Annotated in this window: 16 protein-coding genes and 1 tRNA gene; 12 read left to right on the forward strand and 5 right to left on the reverse strand. The window is 58.0% G+C overall.

Annotated features, from left to right (window positions below; translation table 11 throughout):
* Positions 1–100 precede the first annotated feature (100 nt).
* The 3 genes from KI810_RS12440 to KI810_RS12450 all read left to right on the forward strand — a co-directional run bounded on the left by KI810_RS12440 (position 101) and on the right by KI810_RS12450 (position 3,650).
* The gene (locus tag KI810_RS12440) at positions 101–415 is read left to right on the forward strand and encodes a MerR family transcriptional regulator (protein WP_214175886.1); all 315 of its coding nucleotides are present in this window, start codon (positions 101–103) and stop codon (positions 413–415) included.
* A gap of 242 nt (positions 416–657) precedes the next feature.
* A complete protein-coding gene (locus KI810_RS12445; RefSeq protein ID WP_214175887.1) occupies positions 658–2,730 on the forward strand; it encodes a tetratricopeptide repeat protein in 2,073 nt (690 codons plus the stop codon).
* 44 nt (positions 2,731–2,774) lie between these two features.
* Positions 2,775–3,650 carry an SDR family oxidoreductase gene (locus tag KI810_RS12450; protein ID WP_214176029.1) on the forward strand — a complete coding sequence of 292 codons (876 nt, stop codon included), beginning with the start codon at positions 2,775–2,777 and terminating at the stop codon, positions 3,648–3,650.
* Here the strand turns inward: KI810_RS12450 and KI810_RS12455 are convergent.
* Positions 3,647–3,997: a hypothetical protein gene (locus KI810_RS12455; protein WP_214175888.1), complete on the reverse strand. Its 351-nt coding sequence runs from the start codon at positions 3,995–3,997 to the stop codon at positions 3,647–3,649. The two genes, KI810_RS12450 and KI810_RS12455, sit on opposite strands and share 4 nt — an antisense overlap.
* A 169-nt stretch (positions 3,998–4,166) precedes the next feature.
* Here KI810_RS12455 and KI810_RS12460 point away from each other — a divergent pair, with 169 nt between their 5' ends.
* From KI810_RS12460 to KI810_RS12485, 6 genes are all read left to right on the forward strand, one after another.
* On the forward strand, positions 4,167–4,556 hold the full coding sequence (locus KI810_RS12460; RefSeq protein WP_214175889.1) for a hypothetical protein: 390 nt from the start codon (positions 4,167–4,169) through the stop codon (positions 4,554–4,556).
* Between the two features lie 73 nt (positions 4,557–4,629).
* Entirely contained in the window at positions 4,630–5,691 is a 1,062-nt protein-coding gene (locus KI810_RS12465) for a threonine aldolase family protein (RefSeq protein WP_214175890.1), read from the forward strand.
* A 251-nt stretch (positions 5,692–5,942) separates the two neighbouring features.
* Complete coding sequence (locus KI810_RS12470) at positions 5,943–6,089, forward strand: hypothetical protein (RefSeq protein WP_214175891.1); 147 nt, start codon at positions 5,943–5,945, stop codon at positions 6,087–6,089.
* Between the two features lie 45 nt (positions 6,090–6,134).
* The gene (locus tag KI810_RS12475; RefSeq protein WP_214175892.1) at positions 6,135–7,484 is read left to right on the forward strand and encodes a DNA recombination protein RmuC; all 1,350 of its coding nucleotides are present in this window, start codon (positions 6,135–6,137) and stop codon (positions 7,482–7,484) included.
* A gap of 31 nt (positions 7,485–7,515) precedes the next feature.
* Positions 7,516–8,676 carry a cyclic di-GMP-binding domain-containing protein, MshE-related gene (locus KI810_RS12480; protein ID WP_214175893.1) on the forward strand — a complete coding sequence of 387 codons (1,161 nt, stop codon included), beginning with the start codon at positions 7,516–7,518 and terminating at the stop codon, positions 8,674–8,676.
* 126 nt (positions 8,677–8,802) lie between these two features.
* A tRNA-Leu gene (locus KI810_RS12485) sits at positions 8,803–8,889 on the forward strand.
* Between the two features lie 324 nt (positions 8,890–9,213).
* Here the strand turns inward: KI810_RS12485 and KI810_RS12490 are convergent.
* The 4 genes from KI810_RS12490 to dnaE form a co-directional block, all read right to left on the reverse strand.
* Positions 9,214–9,672, reverse strand: a complete 459-nt coding sequence (locus KI810_RS12490; RefSeq protein WP_214176038.1) for a plasmid partition protein ParG — start codon at positions 9,670–9,672, stop codon at positions 9,214–9,216.
* Positions 9,673–9,817: 145 nt separating this feature from the next.
* Entirely contained in the window at positions 9,818–10,579 is a 762-nt protein-coding gene (locus tag KI810_RS12495) for a pseudouridine synthase (protein ID WP_214175894.1), read from the reverse strand.
* A 71-nt stretch (positions 10,580–10,650) separates the two neighbouring features.
* Complete coding sequence (locus KI810_RS12500) at positions 10,651–11,607, reverse strand: acetyl-CoA carboxylase carboxyltransferase subunit alpha (RefSeq protein ID WP_214175895.1); 957 nt, start codon at positions 11,605–11,607, stop codon at positions 10,651–10,653.
* A 102-nt stretch (positions 11,608–11,709) separates the two neighbouring features.
* Positions 11,710–15,189 (reverse strand): DNA polymerase III subunit alpha, encoded by a 3,480-nt coding sequence (dnaE, locus tag KI810_RS12505; protein WP_214175896.1) that lies wholly within the window; start codon positions 15,187–15,189, stop codon positions 11,710–11,712.
* A 247-nt stretch (positions 15,190–15,436) separates the two neighbouring features.
* Here dnaE and KI810_RS12510 point away from each other — a divergent pair, with 247 nt between their 5' ends.
* The 3 genes from KI810_RS12510 (at position 15,437) to KI810_RS12520 (ending at position 18,958) form a co-directional block, all read left to right on the forward strand.
* Positions 15,437–16,825 (forward strand): TatD family hydrolase, encoded by a 1,389-nt coding sequence (locus KI810_RS12510; protein WP_214175897.1) that lies wholly within the window; start codon positions 15,437–15,439, stop codon positions 16,823–16,825.
* A gap of 387 nt (positions 16,826–17,212) precedes the next feature.
* Positions 17,213–17,656: a large conductance mechanosensitive channel protein MscL gene (mscL, locus tag KI810_RS12515; protein ID WP_214175898.1), complete on the forward strand. Its 444-nt coding sequence runs from the start codon at positions 17,213–17,215 to the stop codon at positions 17,654–17,656.
* Between the two features lie 24 nt (positions 17,657–17,680).
* Positions 17,681–18,958 carry an OmpA family protein gene (locus KI810_RS12520; RefSeq protein ID WP_214175899.1) on the forward strand — a complete coding sequence of 426 codons (1,278 nt, stop codon included), beginning with the start codon at positions 17,681–17,683 and terminating at the stop codon, positions 18,956–18,958.
* Positions 18,959–18,991: the final 33 nt, after the last annotated feature.

Here is an 18,991-nt window from a genome sequence, read left to right on the forward strand (position 1 = left end):
ATAAATCAACTGGACAACTGGTCAAAGAACTACGTACACTAATTTCGAAAAACAAAAACTTGATGGTCTAGAGCCTTCGTATTATCAAGGAGCCGAGTGAATGAAACTCAAAACATGGCATACGGCGCAAGAGATCGCAGATATTAAACTACCTGGTATTCCTACTTCGAAAAATGGTGTGCTCGACAGGGCTAAGCGTGAAAAATGGCCATTTCGTCCGTACAGAGGGCATGGTAAAGGTAAAGAGTTCCCACTTAGCGTTGTTTTGTTGGGGGCTCAATTGGATGAGATGACCCCTGAGATCAGGGATAGGCTGATCACAACAATAGATCAGCTCGAAGTCAGTCACAAAGCGGCCGAAGATGTGCTTGAGCGCTTACGCCAATATCTAAGGGCAAGAGGTATTCGGCGGTAAGATGACTAGATTTATAACCTCATAGCATAGAATGAGATCAAGGGCGGGAAAAATTCCGCCCTTTCTTTTTGCCGAAAATCAAAAATTCTTTGACATGATCAAGCGGTTTTTTAAGTCGATTTATGTCAATTTTGAGTGGAAGTTATGTCGCGTCCGGATACACCGGCATTTAAAGTTGACACCTTTCAGGTTGTCAGTGTATTGAATCAATCATGGTCCGTAATGGTTCTCACGAGAGGAAGATGCACGACGATTCAGCCAGGACAGCCGGGGAATTGCCCGTCGTCAGTGCAGTCATGCGCTGCTGCGTGGGACTCGTCGTCATAGCGCTGCTCCTCGTCAAGCCTTGCCATGCCTCAGTCCCGAGTGATTCCCAGCTTTTCATGGACAGCTTCAACCTGTTTCGCAGCAACAACTATCCGTCCTCTCTTGCGAAACTGAACCGACTTCTTGCCATTTATCCCGATACCCCATTGCGCGACGTGGCACTTCTCCTTCAGGCACAAGCCAGCGCCAAGATCGGCAACCACTTGGACGCCGCACAGGCGATGCTCAAATTCCTCACAGAATATCCAGACAGTCCCCTCACGTTGAATGCGAACGCGGACGTGATGAAGCTGGCTGTCCGCCTGCAGCGTGGGGAGAAACTGGCAAACCGATTACCCGTCCAACTGGAAACAACGGTAAATGAGGGTCTGGTTGTCGCTCTGGAGAAACAGGAAGTAATCAATAAGGCTGGCGAGGAGAGACTCGCTGGAGAAAATACCGAACGGAAACGTCTGGCGGCAAAGACCGAAGAGCAAAGGCTTGCCAGGGAACGGGCCGAGCAGGAGAAGCACGCACGGCAACGGGCGGAGGAAGAGAAGCTTGTGGCTGAAAAGGCGGAGCGCGAACGCCTTGCCCGGGAAAAAGCCGAGCTGGAGCGCGTGGCCCGACTGAAGGCTGAAGAAGAGAGTCAAGCCTTCGAACGTGCGAAGCAAGAACAGCTTGCGTGGGAAAAAGCCGAGCAGGAGCGACTAGCCAGGCTGAAAGCTGAAGAAGAGAGGCTGGCAGCCGAACGTGTGGAGCGGGAGCGGCTGGCCAAGGAAAAGGCGGGGCAGGAGAAGCTCGCACGGCAACGGGCCGAAGAAGAGAGGCTCGCGGCAGAAAAGGCGGAACGCGAACGGCTGGCACTAGAAAAGGCTGAACAGGAGCGTTTGGCCCGACTGAAAGCTGAACAAGAGAGGATTGCCCGGGAGAAACTCGAGCAGGAACGGCTGGCACTAGAAAAGGTTGAACAGGAGCGTTTAGCCCGACTGAAAGCTGAACAGGAGCGTATTGTCGCCAAAAAAGCCGACCAGGAACGACTGCGCAGAGAACACGCCGAAAATGAGCGGATAGCCGCTCAGAAGCTGGAAGACGAGCGGGTCTTGGAACGAAATACAGCAATTGCAATGGGAAGGCGGACCAGTGCTGCCAGAAGAGTCGGTACCCAGCTAAACACAACGGACGTAGCCGTGAAAACTGATCCCCTGTTGACAGTCCCTTCTGACGGTCATGCCCTCATTTCTGCTGCCCAAGCAGCTCCCTCTCCATCTTCCCTACCGGCGCATTCACCTCCCGAGTTCTCAATGGAATGTTTCCCCCCGGGGGAAAGCAGTGAAGTCGCGGGGATGGTATCCATCCCCTTTACCATAACCAATCTTGGTGCGGAACCGGACCGGTACCGCATCACCACCGACCTGCCGACCGACTTCAACGTTACCTTCGCGGCAGTCGGCAGACCGGGACGTCTCCTGCGCGAAACCGACACCATTGCCCCCTCCTCCGCGTTCCGGGGAATTATGAAGCTGCGGATGCCGGGCAAGAGCATAGACGGACAGATATTCGCTGCCAGCCTGACCGCCGCTTCCAGCCGGGATGCAAACGTTGCCATTTCGAAAAAATTGCAGCTCGTAGCAGCCGCACCTCTGCTCAGTTCAGTGATCAAACCTCTCCAAAAACGGGCTGCACCGGGAGATTCCGTTGTCTATCGCCTTATCGTGATGAACGTGGGAAGCATGACGGCACGCGAAGTCGCCATGAGACTCGTCTGCCCCCCCGCCCTGGAACCTGCTCCCCTCGAGGGTAACGGCTTCAGACGGGATACGGACGGGTCCCTCGTGACGGAAGGGATAGAGCTGCCCACCGGAGAAATACGGGAATTCGCCCTGACGTATCGCGTCGGCACCACCGTGGCATCTGACACCACCCTCTCCTGTCGGCTGGATACGGAAAACCGGCAGCTTGGCAGCGCCTTTACCGTGACGTCCGGAAAGGTGCTGGTAGGCCCCTGAGGGACGTTGTTGCCATGCAACTGAAAGGAAATGGAATGACCGGCTTGGAGAAGGTAATGATCATTGGGTGCGGCGATATCGGCCGCCGCGTAGCACAGCTTGTGCAGGAAGAGAAGGGACTGGTAACCGCCCTGATACGGTCCGACACACGACGTGATGCCCTTCGGGAGATGGGCATCCGGACCGTGCCGGGAAATCTTGACGAACCGCTTTCCCTGGCGAACCTCCCCACGAAAGGCGCCGTAGTCTTCTATTTTGCGCCCCCCCCCGGCGGAGGATTCACCGACCCGCGGGTCCGGGCTTTCTGCGCTGCCATTCCCCCCGGTGCCGAGCCGGCAAAGGTCGTCTACATGAGCACCAGCGGCGTGTACGGAGATTGCGGCGACACAGTGGTGACCGAAGAGACTCCACTCAACCCGCAGACGGCACGGGCGAAACGGCGACGGGACGCCGAAACGGCTTTTCTCGAGTGGGGGAAGGAACGTGACGTTCCAGTCGTCATCCTGCGCGTCACCGGTATTTACGGGCCGGGTCGCTTTCCCGTCACCCAGCTTGCCAGCGGCCAGCCGGTCCTCAAGGAAGAGGAGGCTCCGCTTACCAATCGCATCCACGCCGACGACCTGGCCCGGATCTGCCTCGCCGCGGCGGTAAAGGGGGAAGCGGGAGAGATATTCAACGTCAGCGACGGCCACCCCGGCACCATGACCGAGTATTTCAACGCCGTTGCCGACGCGCTCGGCTACCCGCGCCCCCGCCAGGTGACCATGGAAGAGGCCCGCGAGGTCATGTCCCCCCTTATGCTCTCCTATGTCAGCGAATCACGACGCATGGACAATTCGAAAATGCTCACCCGCCTTGGCATCAAACTTCTCTACCCCACGCTGGCTGACGGGATGAGGAAAAGCCCCGGGATTGATTAGGCAAAAAAATCGTTGTCGATGAGAGATTTAAGACCTTCCGGAGTGAAGGGATAGGAACTCACTTTTTCGTTACCCGCTCCATCCTGCCATTTCCAGAGAATGATTTCTTCCCCGTTCTGCACGGTCCGTGTCACCTGGTCGGGATTGAGGTCCGTGAAAAGCCTCCACATCCCTTCCAGGCCGAGCAGTTCGAAACCGTCGACAGACTGACCATTTTCCACCTTGGCGAGAAAGGGGTCGATCAGCTCGAAATCGACTACGTCGTCCGCTGTTCGCCACCATTTGACGAAACAGTCCCCCTCTTTTCTCAGTGCCTGTACCTGCGCTGCCGCTTCCCGTCCCGTCATGAACTCCCTCCTTGCTATGCAATGGTTGCTGATGGCATTCGAATCCGTCGATGACGTTCCAAGTATACCATGGAATGCTCCTCTGCAAGCCCTTGGATTGGGATTGACCTTGTCCCTGTTCCGGTGTAGTAATGTCGTGAGAACAGAGCGTGCCATGAGGAGGAATCACATGTCCCAACCAAAACCCGAGGTAACCTTCAAGTATGTTGTCGCCCCCGACTACAACCCTGTTTATATCAATGGCGCCCACGGCGGGGTCTCGCCGCGGGGCGAGATCATGGTGAATTTCTACATTGAACGGCTCCCCCTGCCCGATTCGATTACCCATGAGATCAACCCTAACGGCACCATCGGCAACGAAACCGCAAGCACACCGGCCGACCTGAAAACAACGCTGGTGCGCCACATCGATACAGGTATCATCCTTACCGCCGAAAACGCACGGATGTTCCATGCCTGGCTCGGAGAACGAATCAGGGAAGCGGAGGCAATCGAACGAACCAGGTCGGCCGCTCCTCCCCTTGCCCCCCCGGCGATGGGCGACGGAACGACCCATTGAAATGCGAGACAGAAGGACCCGTACCACTGCCTATAACAAACTAAACTTCTAGTCACGTGAAGAGGAGCTTTCCATGGAATATCTCAACCAAACGGGCAAACCGGCCCGATTTCAATTTGCCAGTGACAATTATGCTGGAATCTGTCCCGAAGCGTGGCAGTCTATGGATGAAGCCAACCGCGGCTACGCCAGCTCTTATGGCGATGACCCCTGGACCGCCAGGGCCTGCGAAAAACTGCGGGAACTCTTCGAAACTGACTGTGAGGTGTTTTTCGTCTTTAACGGCACTGCCGCCAACTCCCTGGCCCTGGCCGCCCTCTGCAAGTCCTACCACAGCATCATCTGTCACGAAATGGCCCACGTGGAAACCGACGAATGCGGTGCATCGGAGTTTTTCTCCAACGGCACCAAGGTGCTGCTCGTGCCGGGAAATGACGGCAAAATCGATCTGTCGGCAGTGGAGCACACCATAAAACGCCGCACCGATATTCACTACCCCAAACCGCGCGCCCTCAGCATTACCCAGTCCACGGAACTGGGAACCGTCTATTCGGCGGCAGAGCTTCAGGCAATCGGTGATTTTGCCCGGCAGTATGGGTTGCGCGTCCACATGGACGGTTCACGTTTTGCCAACGCCGTTGCCTCGCTGGGTGTTGCCCCAAAAGAACTGACCTGGAAGGCGGGGGTGGACGTTCTCTGCTTCGGCGGCACCAAGAACGGCATGGCCGTTGGCGAGGCAGTGGTCTTCTTCAACCGCGAACTGGCCAACGAATTCGACTACCGCTGCAAACAGGCCGGCCAACTCGCCTCCAAGATGCGCTTCCTCGCTGCCCCCTGGATCGGGATGCTGGAGAACGGGGCATGGCTCCGAAACGCTTCCCACGCAAACAACTGCGCTCGGCAACTCGCCGACGGACTGAAGGGGATACCGGGAATAACTCTCGCCCATCCCTGCCAGGCAAATGCCGTATTCCTTGAATTGTCCCCCCCCATTGCCGAAGGTCTCCACTCCAGGGGATGGCACTTCTACTCCTTCATCGGTACCGGGGGGGCGCGGCTCATGTGTTCGTGGGAGACCCGCACCGAGGATGTGGAGGCATTTGTCAGTGATGCCAGAGAGCTGGCGCAGAACTGACCGGGGAACGGGGGGACCGGACGCCGCGTTGGTATGTAAATTGTAAGTAAAACCTTGACGTCGCTCTGTACATCACCGGAATTTTTTGCTATTCTGTTTCAACCATCGCCGCAATGGGTGTTGGCCGGGGTTTTCCGACATGATCTCCGGTTGATGACGGCAGACAGCCATTTGACAGACAACAGCGCGGTAACGCTAATTTGCGCCCCCGCCAGACCATAGGACACGTTACAACAACGGAGGTACCAGTCATGCATGAAGACAAGAATGTTACGGGAACGCTCTTTGTGTCGTTTATCGCGGGGGCGGCGCTCGGCGCCGGGATTGCCCTCCTGCTCGCGCCGGAAAAGAAAAAGGAGCTTGAGCTCGGCTACGATGAAGAGCCGCTTTTTGTCTGATTCCTTCCCCTGCAGTCCCCCTGTACGCCTGAGGACCTGTGGATCATGAGTGCAACCCTGCTCTATCTCCTGATCGCGCTGGTTCTTATTGTCATCGGCCTGGTGCTGGTGCTCATTGCCCGGACATCCCGGAATCCTGCGGATGGACTGGACTCCCGCTTCGATGCACTGGAACGCAACCAGGAGCGCATCGAGAGGATGTTTCGCGATGAGCTGGCCCAGAGCCGGGCAGAATCAACCACCTGCAGCAAACAATCCCGCGAAGAACAGATCACTGCCTTCGGAGCATTCAGCGAGGCGGTTCTGCGCCGCATGGCAGAAGGTGCTGAAAACCAGAAGCGGCAACTGGACATCTTTTCCGGGCAACTCAAAACCCTCACCGACCACAATATCCAGAAACTGGACAAAATCAACGAAACCGTCGAGAAGAAACTCGCAGGCCTCCAGGAAGACAACAACCGGAAACTGGAACAGATGCGGGCCACCGTGGACGAGAAGCTTCACGATACCCTGGAAAAACGGCTCGGAGAGTCGTTCAAAATCGTGAGTGAGCGGCTGGAACAGGTGCACAAGGGGCTCGGCGAAATGCAGCATCTCGCCACCGGCGTGGGGGACCTGAAAAAAGTTCTCACCAACGTCAAAACCCGCGGCACCTTCGGCGAAATCCAGCTGGGAAGCCTGCTGGAGCAGATTCTCACCCGCGAGCAGTACGAAGTCAATGTGGCGACCAAACCGGGAAGCAGCGGCCGGGTGGAATTCGCCATCCGTTTGCCGGGACGGGGCGATGAGCACGAGCGGTCCGTCTGGCTCCCCATTGACGCGAAGTTCCCCCAGGAAGACTATCTGAGACTGGTCGAAGCCCAGGAACAGGGAAATCCGGTTCTTGTAGAAGAAGCTTCCCGACAGCTGGAGCGGGCAATCAAGGAAATGGCGAAGAACATCCGGGACAAATACCTCGACCCGCCCCACACCACCGATTTCGGCATCATGTTCCTGCCCACTGAGGGGCTTTATGCCGAGGTACTGCGCCGCACCGGTCTGTTCGAACAGTTGCAACGGGAGTTCAAGGTGGTGGTTACCGGCCCGACCACACTGGCGGCGCTCCTCAACAGCCTGCAGATGGGTTTCCGCACCCTTGTCATCGAAAAGCGTTCAAGCGAGGTGTGGACCCTGCTCAGCGCGATCAAAACCGAATTCGCCACCTTCGGCGTGGTACTCGACAAGACCCGCAAGAAACTCCAGGAAGCGAGCAACACCATCGATTCGGCTGCCACCCGCTCCCGCGTCATCGAGCGGAAACTCAAGAGTGTCCAGGAAATACCGACCACCGAGGCAGCACGCCTGCTTGATCTCGGTGAAGAACCGATGGAAGCTGAAAACCCCGGACAGAGCTGACTCCTACCCCCCTCATCCAGGAATCTTTGCCATGCGCCTGAAACTCGGTGAAATGCTGGTGAATGAGAACATCATCACCCCCGATGAGCTGGACGAAACCCTCAAGTGTCAGGTCATTTTCGGTGGCCGGCTCGGAACCAACCTCATTGAAATGGGGTTCATCAGCGAGGAGCAGCTCGCCAGCTTTCTCGCCAGGAAAGCCGGTGTCCCCTGCACGACTCCCCAACAGCTCAACAACATTCCGACCGATATTCTCAGCCTCCTTCCCGCCGAGCTCGTGAAGAAATACATGGCGATCCCCATCGCCCTGGACAAGAAGCGCCTCACCCTCGCCATGGCCGACCCGACCAATCTCCCCGCCATCGACGAAATCTCCTTCCGGACCGGCTATATCGTATCCCCCCTCGTCGCCCCTGAACTGCGGCTTGTCTTCTGCATGGAAAACTATTACGGCATCAAGCGCGACCTCCGCTACTTCCCCACTAACCGCGCCGTGGGCGGAAGGCGTCGACGTGAACACATGTACGATGAACCGTTATCGACAGGCGAGCCTGCCGCACAACCGGAACACCTCGATCCTTTCACCATCGACCGGGAGATCATCGAATTCCCCCCGTTCGAAGGCTTCGACACGGAACCCGCTGACGAACCCCCTGACGAGCCATCCACCCACGAACAGATTTCGGCGGCACCCCCAGTACCCCGCCAGACCATGGAATCCATAGCCGAGCGTCTTGCCGAAGCCCGGAACAGGGACGAAATCGCCGAGGCCCTCGTTACCTACCTGGGGCAGGAATTCCAGCGGGTTGCCCTCTTCCTCATCCGCGGAGAAATGGCCGTCGGCTGGCGTGCCGTGCATGACAACAGGCCGGTAGCGAATTTCGACCATACGGAGGTCCCCCTCGACAATACATCGCTCCTCCGGATGGTTGTCGATGAAAAACGCTACTACCGGGGAGCGGTTCCCCATACGGCGAGCAATGCAAGAATGCTCGCCGCCATGGGCGAGACTCCTCCCGACATCGCCCAGATCATTCCGCTTATCCTGCTCGGGCGGGTGGTGACCATCCTCTACGTAGACGGCCGGCGGGCAGATAAAGAAGCGCGCCTCTTCGACCTGCAGAAGCTGATCGGCAAGGTCGCCATGGCATTCGAAATCCTGATCCTGAAGAACAAGATTCTCATGAGCTGATTGACGCCGGGTGCATAAAAGTTTTGCGGTCAAGGTAAAGTCGGCGAAGATGGAGCCAGTTGGGGAAACGCGGAAAAAATTCCTTGCAATCTTCAGGAAAGATTGCTATAAAGACGTCTCTTCATTGCCGAAGTGGCGGAATTGGTAGACGCGCCAGATTCAGGTTCTGGTACTCGCAAGGGTGTGCTGGTTCGATTCCAGTCTTCGGCACCATTTAAGTGAAAAAGCCTGTAACTCTCAGAGTTACAGGCTTTATTCATTTCGGCCAAATTCTACACCGTCAGTATCACTGATTTCATGCAGTAACCGATAGTGAACAACTCTCACCACTCGCCCCGAAAACCCACGCACCCCATGGGATCATTTCCACAAACCTGTGGATAATTCTGTTGAATTCATCCCCAAACATGTCGAAGCCTCGGAAAATAGCTACAGTCTTTAGCAAAGTGAACAAATATGGTGCGCGCCAAAGCCCCACGTGCTCCAGGCAAGCCTTCGACAGATCATCTTCCCCCTTTTTTACTGACGGAGCACCAGTCACAGATAACGGTCGACCAGCTCCTCAATCAATTCACCGATTGTGGTCCGGCGATGGGCGGCGGCTATCTTCAGCTTCAGATGGAGATCTTCCCGGATATTGGCGGTCAGCCGCACATCCCCCGCCGGCACCAGGCCGGAAACCGGTTTTACCTTTACGGGCAATTTCACGTCACTGACCTTCCCGCGCCCCCTTGTCCCGGTCGTCCGTTTAGGCAAAGCGGCCGCTTTCGCCACAGTGGGTTGCACGGCTGCCACCGTCGAGTCCTGGCCGGAGGGGTTGACCGGTTCAACCGGTTCCGCTGCAATCTGCTCCGCACCGGTCTGCACGTCTGTGCCATCCTTGGCCGGCACGTCACCATCCCCTTTCTTTCGCTTCACCGCCTCGGGTGGGGGATCTTTCTTCACGGTAACCATACCGAACAGCCCCAACTGGTCGTTCATTTCATCATTGAGCATGTGCTGTCCATCCTCTGGAATTAATGCAGCTAATCAAGTGTCACGCCTTATACCATTATTTACTTACCCATGCAAGTACGCATGCACATACGGCATGTCCGGGCAATAAAAAAGGAGTTGCGGTCACTACCGCAACTCCCTGCTCTTAACGTCGACGATCCTTTTGCCCGGGTCCCCCGGCCGGCCGGGGTCGACCGGGATGGACCAGTCGTTCCACTTCTGCCGGCGCGAGATGCCGGTACTCCCCCGGCTTCAGGTCGCCCAGTTCGAGAAAACCGTAGCGAATCCGCTTGAGACGTACCACCGCCAGACTGACCGCCTCGCACATGCGCCGAACCTGACGGTTACGCCCTTCATGAATGGTTACGGAGAGCCAGCTGTTGTTGTCGCTTTCACCCGACAGAAACACCTTGGCAGGCGCGGTTCTGCCTTCTTCAAGCCCCACGCCGGCAGCCAGGCGCTTGATCTGGTCGGGAGTCGCCTTCCCCCGCACGCGCACCAGGTATTCCTTCTCTATTTCGTGGCGGGGATGGGCGAGGCGATTTGCCCACTCGCCGTCGTTGGTCAGCAGTAGTAACCCTTCGGTGTTGTAGTCGAGCCGCCCCACGGGATACACCCTCGTGGCAATATCCTTCAGCAGGTCGGTGACTATGGGGCGCCCTTCGGGGTCCTTGAGGGTCGTCAGATAACCGACCGGTTTGTAGAGGAGGAGGTAGATCTTTGCGTCGACCGGACGGACCGGTTTGCCGTCCACGGCAATCTGGTCGGTTGCCGGGTCGGCCTTGGTACCGAGTTCCGTCACCACCTGGCCGTTGATCGTAACCCGGCCTGCGACGATGAGCGTTTCCGCCTCGCGCCGGGAGGCGATGCCCGCCTGGGAAAGCAATTTTTGCAGACGTTCAGTCATGGGAGAATCCTCAAAAAACAAGGGCGGTAAAAACCGCCCTGTGCCTGTTTCCTGCTGTCAGCTCCCGGAATCTATTCTACGAACCGGGACATCTTGCGGAACTTCTGGTACCTGGCTTCGATCAACTCTTCCGCCGGCAGCTTGCGCAACTCTTTCAGATTGCGCGAGATGGCTTTGTGGAGGTTGTCTGCCATTTCCTTGTGGTCGCGATGGGCGCCCCCCGTCGGCTCGGGAACGATCTCGTCGATGACTTCAAGCGCCTTGATGTCCTGGGCGGTCGGCTTGAGGGCCTCGGCTGCCTGCTCACCCTTGGTACCGTCGGACCAGAGAATGGCGGCGCACCCTTCCGGCGATATGACCGCATAGACGGAGTACTGGAGCATGAGGATACGGTCTCCGACTGCAATGGCCAGGGCCCCCCCCGACCCGCCTTCCCCGGTTATGACGACGATGATCGGCACGGTGAGTCGTGACATTTCCCGCAGGTTCCTGGCGATGGCCTCGGCCTGGCCCCGCTCCTCCGCGCCGATGCCGGGAAACGCCCCGGGAGTGTCGACGAACGTGATGATGGGGAGCCTGAACCGCTCGGCCATCTCCATGAGCCGGAGCGCCTTGCGATATCCTTCGGGGTTCGGCATGCCGAAATTGCGGTAGACCTTCTCTTTGGTATCCCGCCCCTTCTGATGTCCGATCACCATTACCGGCTCGCCGTCAAGCCTTGCCAGACCGCCAACAATAGCGTGGTCGTCGCCAAAATTCCGGTCGCCGTGGAGCTCGACGAATTCCGTGAAGATGAGGTTGATGTAGTCCATGGTAAAGGGTCGATTGATGTGTCGCGCAATCTGTGCGGTCTGCCACCGGGTCAGGTTGGCAAAGATGTCGCTTCGCATCTCTTCCGCTTTCTTTTCCAGCTTGGCGACTTCTTTTTTCAGGTCGACACTGTCACCGGACAGTGCCAGCAGTTCCTGTATCTTCTGCTCCAGCTCGACAACGGGTTTTTCGAAATCCATATAAATTTGGGTTGCCATGTCGTAGTCTCTCTCCTTTACCACAATGTGAATGCGAAACCAGACCTGTTTCCAGCGGTTCCGTGGTTAACCACCCGGCAGGCATGTCGCCACCCGGGTCGGCTACTCAAAAGAAACGGCATTATACCCCAGCAGGTTCTTCACTTCCACCATTAATTCTTCACTGGCCACCAGCGTGCTGGTGTCGGGCAGCCGGATGGTCGTATTAACCGTATCCTGAATGTCGATATGGAGCAAGGCCTGACAGCTGCCGCGGTAACGGCCGAATATCCCCTTGAGCTCTTCCAGCTGTCGCCGCTCCAGCCCGGTCCCCCGGAGATTGACGTGTATCCGTTGCGTCTCCCGCTCGCTGACCTCCCGCAGGGGAACGATATCGGTCGCCTTGATCTTCGTGCTCTTCTCCCCGACATCGACGGTGCCGGTCACGATCAGCGGCTCTTCGGTTTTCAGGTAGTGGCCGGCCTTGGCATAGGTTTCGGGGAATACCACCACTTCCACCGACCCGACCAGGTCCTCGATGGTCGCAAACCCCATCCGGTCCCCTTTCTTGGTTATCATCTCCTTGAGGGCGGCCACGATCCCGCAGACCCTGACCTCCTTCTCGTCGGCAATATCCGCCAATCCGGCGGTATCGGTCGTGGTGAAGCGCCGCATGTCCTGGGCGTAGCGGTCGAGAGGGTGTCCCGTAATGAAAAAGCCGAGGCACTCCTTCTCGAACGCGAGCTTCTGCTTGTCGTCCCATTCGGGCATGTCGGGGAGTTTTCCCCGGCCGTTGCCATTGACCTTGACGATCTCCGCGGTACCGAACAGGGATACCTGGGCGCTCTCCCGCTCCTGCTGGATCTTCTGGCCGAGGGCCGTGGCATCCTCCAGGCCCGCGATGAGTACGGCCCGCCGCGCACCGGTGGAATCGAAGGCGCCGCACTTTATGAGGGATTCCACCACGCGCTTGTTCACCCTGCGCAGGTCGACCCGTTCGCAGAAGTCGAAAAGATCCGTGAATGTTCCGTCACTGCGGGCCTCGAGTATTGCCTCGATGGCCGACTCGCCGACGTTTTTCACCGCACCGAGGCCGAAACGGATGGACTTGCCGAAAACACGGAAGGAAAGGTGGGAATCGTTGATGTCCGGCGGCAGCACCTCGATACCCATCTCCCGGCAATCGGCAATGTTCTTGACCACCTTTTCGGTGCTCCCCATGTCGCAGGAAAGAAGCGCCGCCATGAACTCCACGGGGTGGTGGGCCTTAAGATAGGCAGTCTGGTAGGCGATGAGCGCGTAGGCCGCGGAATGGGACTTGTTGAAGCCGTATTCGGCAAACTTGGCCATCAGGTCGAAGATCGCCTCGGCCTTTTTCAGGTCGATCCCCTTCTGCTTTGCCCCCGCCAGGAACGGTTCCTTTTCCTTTGCCATGACCGCCGGGTCTTTCTTCCCCATGGCACGGCGAAGCAGGTCCGCGCGCCCCAGGGAATAGCCGGCCAGGGTCCGGGAGATCTGCATGACCTGTTCCTGGTACACAATGACACCATAGGTGTCCTTGAGGATCGGCTCGAGCTCGGGAAGATCATAGACCACCTTCTTCCGGCCATGCTTGCGCTCGATGAAGTCGTCCACCATGCCCGAACCGAGCGGACCCGGGCGGTACAGGGCGCAGGCGGCTATGACATCCTCGAAACATGAGGGTTTCAGCTTGACCAGCATCTCCTTCATGCCGCTGGATTCAAGCTGGAATATCCCCGTGGTGTTACCCGACGAGATCAGCTCGTAACTCTCCCGGTCATCGTCACGCAGGCGCGTGATGTCGAACGCGGGGTCCTTGTCCGCCTGGATCAGCCTGACGGCGTTGGCGATGACCGTCAGGTTCTTGAGACCCAGAAAATCGAACTTCACCAGCCCCACCATCTCGACGTACTTCATGGAATACTGGGTGTTGAGGGAACCGCTCTTCTGATCCTTGTAGACCGGGCAGAACTCCTCGAATGCTGCCGGCGCCACCACCACGCCGGCAGCATGTGTCGAGGCGTGACGGGCAAGCCCTTCGAGGCAGAGGGAGACATCCAGCAACTCCTTCACTTTCGGGTCCGCCTTGGCAAGCTCGTTCAGCTTCGGCTCGATCTTGAGCGCCTTGTCCAGGGTCATCCCCAGTTCACCGGGGACAAGCTTGGCAATCTTGTCCACGTCGCCGTAGGTCATGTCCATGGCCCGGCCGACGTCGCGGATGACCGCCTTTGCCTTCATGGTACCGAAGGTGATGATCTGGCAGACCTTGTCGCGACCGTACTTGCCGGCAACGTACTGTATCACCTCGTCCCGCCTGTCCTGGCAGAAGTCCACGTCGATATCGGGCATGGATATCCGTTCCGGATTGAGGAAGCGCTCGAAGAGGAGGTTGTACGGGAGCGGGTCGAGATCGGTGATGCGGATGGAGTAGGCGACTAGGGAGCCGGCCGCGGACCCCCTCCCCGGGCCGACCGGTATTCCCATGTTCTTGGCCCAGTTGATGAAATCCGCAACGATGAGGAAATAGGCCGGGAATTTCATCTGCTTGATGCAGTCCAGCTCGATCCGGAGGCGATCGTAGTAGGCCTGCTCCTGCTCGGCAGTCAGATCGGGATATTTGGCGCGTATGGTTACCAGTCGATCCTTGAGTCCCGCGGAGGCCTGCTCTTCCAGCATTTCATCGTGGGTCTTCCCGGCGGGGGGCTCGAAGTGGGGAAAGAAGTAGTTGGTCGGGTCGTTCAGCCGGAGTTCAAGATTGCATCGCTCGGCGATGCGCACCGTATTGGTGATCGCCTCCGGCGCGTAATGGAAGGCAGCCGCCATTTCCTCCGGTGACTTGACATAGAACTCGTCCGCCGAAAACCGCATCCTGTTCTCGTCATTCATGGTCTTGCCGGTCTGAATGCAGAGCAGCACCTCATGGGCGCGGGCATCCTCGCGATTGAGGTAGTGGCAGTCGTTGGTCGCCACCAGGGGGAGGGAAAGCTCCCGCGCAACCTCCATCAGGCGCTTGTTGGCGATGTCCTGCTCGGGGAGGGTGTTCTCCTGGAGCTCGATGTAATAGCTGCCGGGAAAGGTTTCGCTGTACCAGCGGGCGACCGCCACGGCATCGTCCATGCGGTTGCGGCTGCAGAGGGTGGCGACCTCCCCCTTGAGACAGGCGGATAGGGCTATGAGCCCCTCGCTGTGCTCAGCCAGCAGTTCCTTGTCAATCCGCGGCTTGTAGTAAAAACCCTCCTTGTAGCCCGATGAAACAAGCTTCGACAGATTTTTGTACCCCTGCAGGTTTTCACAGAGAAGGATGAGGTGATAGCTGGAGTATTCGCCGGAACCGCTCCCCTGCTCCTTTACCAGGCGCGAACCGGGCGCGACGTAGACCTCGGCGCCGATAAGAGGCTTGATCCCTTCCTTCCGGCACTTTTCGTAGAATTCGATGGCACCGAACATGCTGCCGTGGTCGGTTATGGCCACGGCAGGCATGTCGTAGCCCTTGGCCTTTTTGACCAGGTCGCCGATACGGATGGCCCCGTCGAGGAGGGAGAACTGGGAATGGAGATGGAGGTGCACAAACGGCTGCTGCATGGAAAAGACCTTTTTAAATACAATGATGGGAGCCCACATGGTGTGCAGCCCCCACTTTTACCGTGCCGAAATTTCCGTCGATTATGCCATACCTGAACGAGACCTGTCAATGAAACCTTGGAGCGCTCGTACGGCGTTCCGGCGGGGATTTTTTTTACCTTTACAGCATTCTTGAGGGGCTGGTACTATGCAAAAGAATCATGTCCCCGCCTGATGGCATACCCCATGTAAACAAGGAACCGTACCAATGACCGCTGACGTCACTCTGATTGATTCACACGCCCATATTTACGGCAAGGAATTCCATGCCGACTTTGCGGAGATGCTGCAGCGTGCCGCCGATGCAGGCGTGTCACACATCATAACCGTCGGCGCCGACCTGGAGTCGAGCAGGCAAGCCTGCGATCTTGCAACGAGTTACGAACAGATTCATTGTGCGGTGGGAATCCACCCCCACGACGCCGACCGGGTCACCGACAAGTGTTATGAGGTCGTGCGGGAACTGGCGACACAACACCCGAAGGTCGTCGCCATCGGCGAGATCGGCCTCGACTTTTACCGCGACCGCTCCCCCCGGGACGTGCAGGAAACCGTGTTCCGCCGCTTCATACGGCTGGCCCGGGAGCTCTCGCTGCCGGTCATCGTCCATGACCGGGATGCCCACGACCGGGTCATGGCCATCCTCCGGGAAGAGAAGGCGGAAGAGGTCGGCGGGGTCCTCCACTGTTTTTCCGGCGACCTTGCCATGGCCAGGGAGTGCGTGGAGATGGGCTTTTACATCTCCATCCCCGGCACCGTAACCTACCCCGGCAACGAAGCCCTGCGGGAGGTCGTACGGGGCATCAAGATCGAACATCTCCTCGTCGAGACCGACTGCCCCTACCTCACCCCGGTCCCTCACCGGGGAAAGCGGAACGAGCCGGCCCACGTCCGCCTCACTGCCGAAAAGGTGGCGGAAGTCAAGGGGCTTTCCCTTGAGGATGTGGGGCGCATCACGTCCCTCAACACCCACCGGCTGTTCGGCATCGGCACGGTCCCCCAGAAGACCCGCATCGCCTACCGGATACGGAACTCCCTCTACCTCAATATCACCAACCGCTGCTCGAACCGTTGTTCGTTCTGCGCCAAGTTCGACGATTTCACGGTGAAAGGACACTACCTTCACCTGGAGCATGAACCGGATTTTGCCGAAGTCATGGCCGCCACCGGCGATCCCGCAGGTTACGACGAAGTGGTTTTCTGTGGCTACGGCGAACCGCTCCTCCGCCTTGACCTGATCAAGGAGGTGGCGGCGGCACTCAAGCAGACGGGGGTCCGGATCAGGATCAATACCGACGGGCAGGGAAACCTGGTCCACGGCCGCAACATCCTCCCCGAACTGGCGGGACTGATCGACACCGTTTCGGTCAGTCTCAACGCCGCCGATGCCGTGACCTACGCCCGACTCTGCAACACTCCTTTCGGCCTCGCAGGGTTCGAAGGCGTCTGCTCCTTTCTTTCCGAGGCAAAGAAGTATATTCCCCAGGTGGTCGCCACCGCCGTCACCATTCCCGGCCTGGACATTTCTGACGTGCGACGGCTTGCGGAATCGCTCGGCGTAGAGTTTCGCGCCCGGGAATACGCCGAAGTCGGTTAAGGGGTCTGCTTTCCCGGAACACAACCAGGCATTGGCATGCAGCCGGCTCCCCTGTCGTAAGGTGGCTTATTGCAACATCCCGCATGCCCCCCCCTGTGTGATACCAGAGCGCGCAACGTTCATACTCTCCATCTAGCAGGTTTAGTGAGCATTTTTCATGCTCTATTCTTCTGCCCCCTCTTATCGCCCCTCCCAATAAGCCACCACAAACCGAATAATAATAAAATGTTCGCCATCATTCCCTTGACATCCGGCGGACATCTGGTATGGTTTGGTCAGTTCGTTTCATTAACAAAGGCTCAGCCCGAGCGGGCGGTCGTGCATTTCCGGTCATGCAGCCCGAACCGGCGGTGGACGGCCTAATTTTTGCGATGGAGGAGGGATTCAATGCTCGAGGAGTTCAAGAAATTTGCCATGCGCGGCAATGTGGTCGACCTTGCGGTCGGTATCATCATCGGCGGCGCCTTCGGCAAGATCGTCAGTTCCTTCGTGGCCGACATCCTCATGCCCCCCCTGGGCAAAATCATGGGGAAGGTTGACTTCACCAACCTGTTCATCGACCTGTCAGGTACCGGCTACACTTCCCTGGCGGAAGCGAAGAAGGCGGGCGCCGCGACCATCAATTACGGACTGTTCATCAACACCATCATCGACTTTATCATTGTCGCGTTTGCCATCTTCCTCCTGATCCGCCAGATCAACCGGCTGAAAAAGGAAGAGGAAGCACCGCCGCCGGCAACCAAGGAATGTCCCCATTGCGTATCCAGCATACCCATCAAGGCAAGCCGTTGCCCCAACTGCACCTCCACCCTGGAGGGGGGCGCGGCTTAATTCAATCCATCAAGGAGGTAATCAATGCGCAGAAAACTTTTAACCCTGTTGAGCGGCCTGTTACTGCTCGGCGCAACTACGGTAGCCCACGCGGAGGTCAAGGCGGGGTCCTTCGGACTCACCCCCTTTGTCGGCGGCTTCCTTTTTGACGGTGCCCAGCACCTGGAAATGATGCCGATGTACGGCATTCGCGCCGGCTACAACTTCACGGAGAATTTCGGTTTCGAGGGGGTGTTCAACTACGTTCGGACTGAACCCACCGCCGCGAGATATGTCATCCCGGGACAGGGAAAATCCAACGTCTATAACTACCGCGGCGAACTACTCTACCACTTCATGCCGAAAAGCAGGTTCGTCCCCTTCCTTGCTGCCGGCTATGGAGCCCAGACCATCGACCCGGAAAACGTAGCGAGCGATACGCACGGCGCGTTCTCCGCCGGCGGCGGTTTCAAGTATTTCTTCACCGACAGCATCGCCCTGCGGGGTGACGTCCGCGACCTGGTCATCAACAAGATGGCAACTCTCGCCGACCAAACCAAGAAGCAGACCGTGAATAATGTGGAGTACGGCCTGGGCATCTACTTCCAGTTCGGCGGTGAGAAACCTGCCCCGGCCCCCGTGGCTGCCCCGGCTCCCCCGCCGCCGCCCGCACCTGCTCCGGCCCCTGTCAAGAAAGAGGTCGTCGCACCGGCGCCACCGCCGCCACCAGCTCCGACGAGCAAAATATCCGTAACTCCGGCAACCATCACCAGGGGGCAGGCAGCAACTCTCGCCTGGTCTTCGGAGAACACCACGGACTGTACCGTCGAACCGGGCGGAGCCGTCCAGACCCAGAACTCCATCTCCGTAACCCCCACGGCCGACACTACGTACACCCTCACCTGCAACGGCCCGGGAGGCAGGACCACCAGCACCACGAACCTGACCGTTCAGGCGCCGCCGCCTGAAAAGGTATGCATCGTCCTTGGCGTCCAGTTCGACACCAACAAGGCCGTCGTGAAGCCCAAGTATCACGATGAGATCAAGAAGGCAGCCGACTTCCTGACCAAGTACGATTTCGTAACGGGCGTCATCGACGGTTACACCGATAACGTCGGTACGTACAAGTACAACCAGAAACTCTCCCAGAAGCGTGCGGAAGCTGTCCGGACCTATCTGATCGAGAAATTCGGCATCAAAGCGGACCGCCTCACCGCCAAAGGTCACAGCTACGACAATCCCGTCGCCAGCAACGACACGGCTGCGGGCCGGGCCAAGAATCGCCGGATCGAAGCCAATTTCGAGTGCGTAATCCAGAAATAGCCATTGCGTAAAAAAAGGCCGCATCCCCCGGGG

The organism is Geomobilimonas luticola, from assembly GCF_018476905.1.
Classification (GTDB): domain Bacteria; phylum Desulfobacterota; class Desulfuromonadia; order Geobacterales; family Geobacteraceae; genus Geomobilimonas; species Geomobilimonas luticola.

Bases quoted from the DNA above. Each gene is read 5' to 3' on its own strand.
- KI810_RS12440 (WP_214175886.1), top strand. From the start codon at position 101: ATGAAACTCAAAACATGGCATACGGCGCAAGAGATCGCAGATATTAAA.
- KI810_RS12445 (WP_214175887.1), top strand. From the start codon at position 658: ATGCACGACGATTCAGCCAGGACAGCCGGGGAATTGCCCGTCGTCAGT.
- KI810_RS12455 (WP_214175888.1), bottom strand. From the start codon at position 3,997: ATGACGGGACGGGAAGCGGCAGCGCAGGTACAGGCACTGAGAAAAGAG.
- KI810_RS12460 (WP_214175889.1), top strand. From the start codon at position 4,167: ATGTCCCAACCAAAACCCGAGGTAACCTTCAAGTATGTTGTCGCCCCC.
- KI810_RS12465 (WP_214175890.1), top strand. From the start codon at position 4,630: ATGGAATATCTCAACCAAACGGGCAAACCGGCCCGATTTCAATTTGCC.
- KI810_RS12470 (WP_214175891.1), top strand. From the start codon at position 5,943: ATGCATGAAGACAAGAATGTTACGGGAACGCTCTTTGTGTCGTTTATC.
- KI810_RS12475 (WP_214175892.1), top strand. From the start codon at position 6,135: ATGAGTGCAACCCTGCTCTATCTCCTGATCGCGCTGGTTCTTATTGTC.
- KI810_RS12480 (WP_214175893.1), top strand. From the start codon at position 7,516: ATGCGCCTGAAACTCGGTGAAATGCTGGTGAATGAGAACATCATCACC.
- KI810_RS12490 (WP_214176038.1), bottom strand. From the start codon at position 9,672: ATGCTCAATGATGAAATGAACGACCAGTTGGGGCTGTTCGGTATGGTT.
- KI810_RS12495 (WP_214175894.1), bottom strand. From the start codon at position 10,579: ATGACTGAACGTCTGCAAAAATTGCTTTCCCAGGCGGGCATCGCCTCC.
- KI810_RS12500 (WP_214175895.1), bottom strand. From the start codon at position 11,607: ATGGCAACCCAAATTTATATGGATTTCGAAAAACCCGTTGTCGAGCTG.
- dnaE (WP_214175896.1), bottom strand. From the start codon at position 15,189: ATGCAGCAGCCGTTTGTGCACCTCCATCTCCATTCCCAGTTCTCCCTC.
- KI810_RS12510 (WP_214175897.1), top strand. From the start codon at position 15,437: ATGACCGCTGACGTCACTCTGATTGATTCACACGCCCATATTTACGGC.
- mscL (WP_214175898.1), top strand. From the start codon at position 17,213: ATGCTCGAGGAGTTCAAGAAATTTGCCATGCGCGGCAATGTGGTCGAC.
- KI810_RS12520 (WP_214175899.1), top strand. From the start codon at position 17,681: ATGCGCAGAAAACTTTTAACCCTGTTGAGCGGCCTGTTACTGCTCGGC.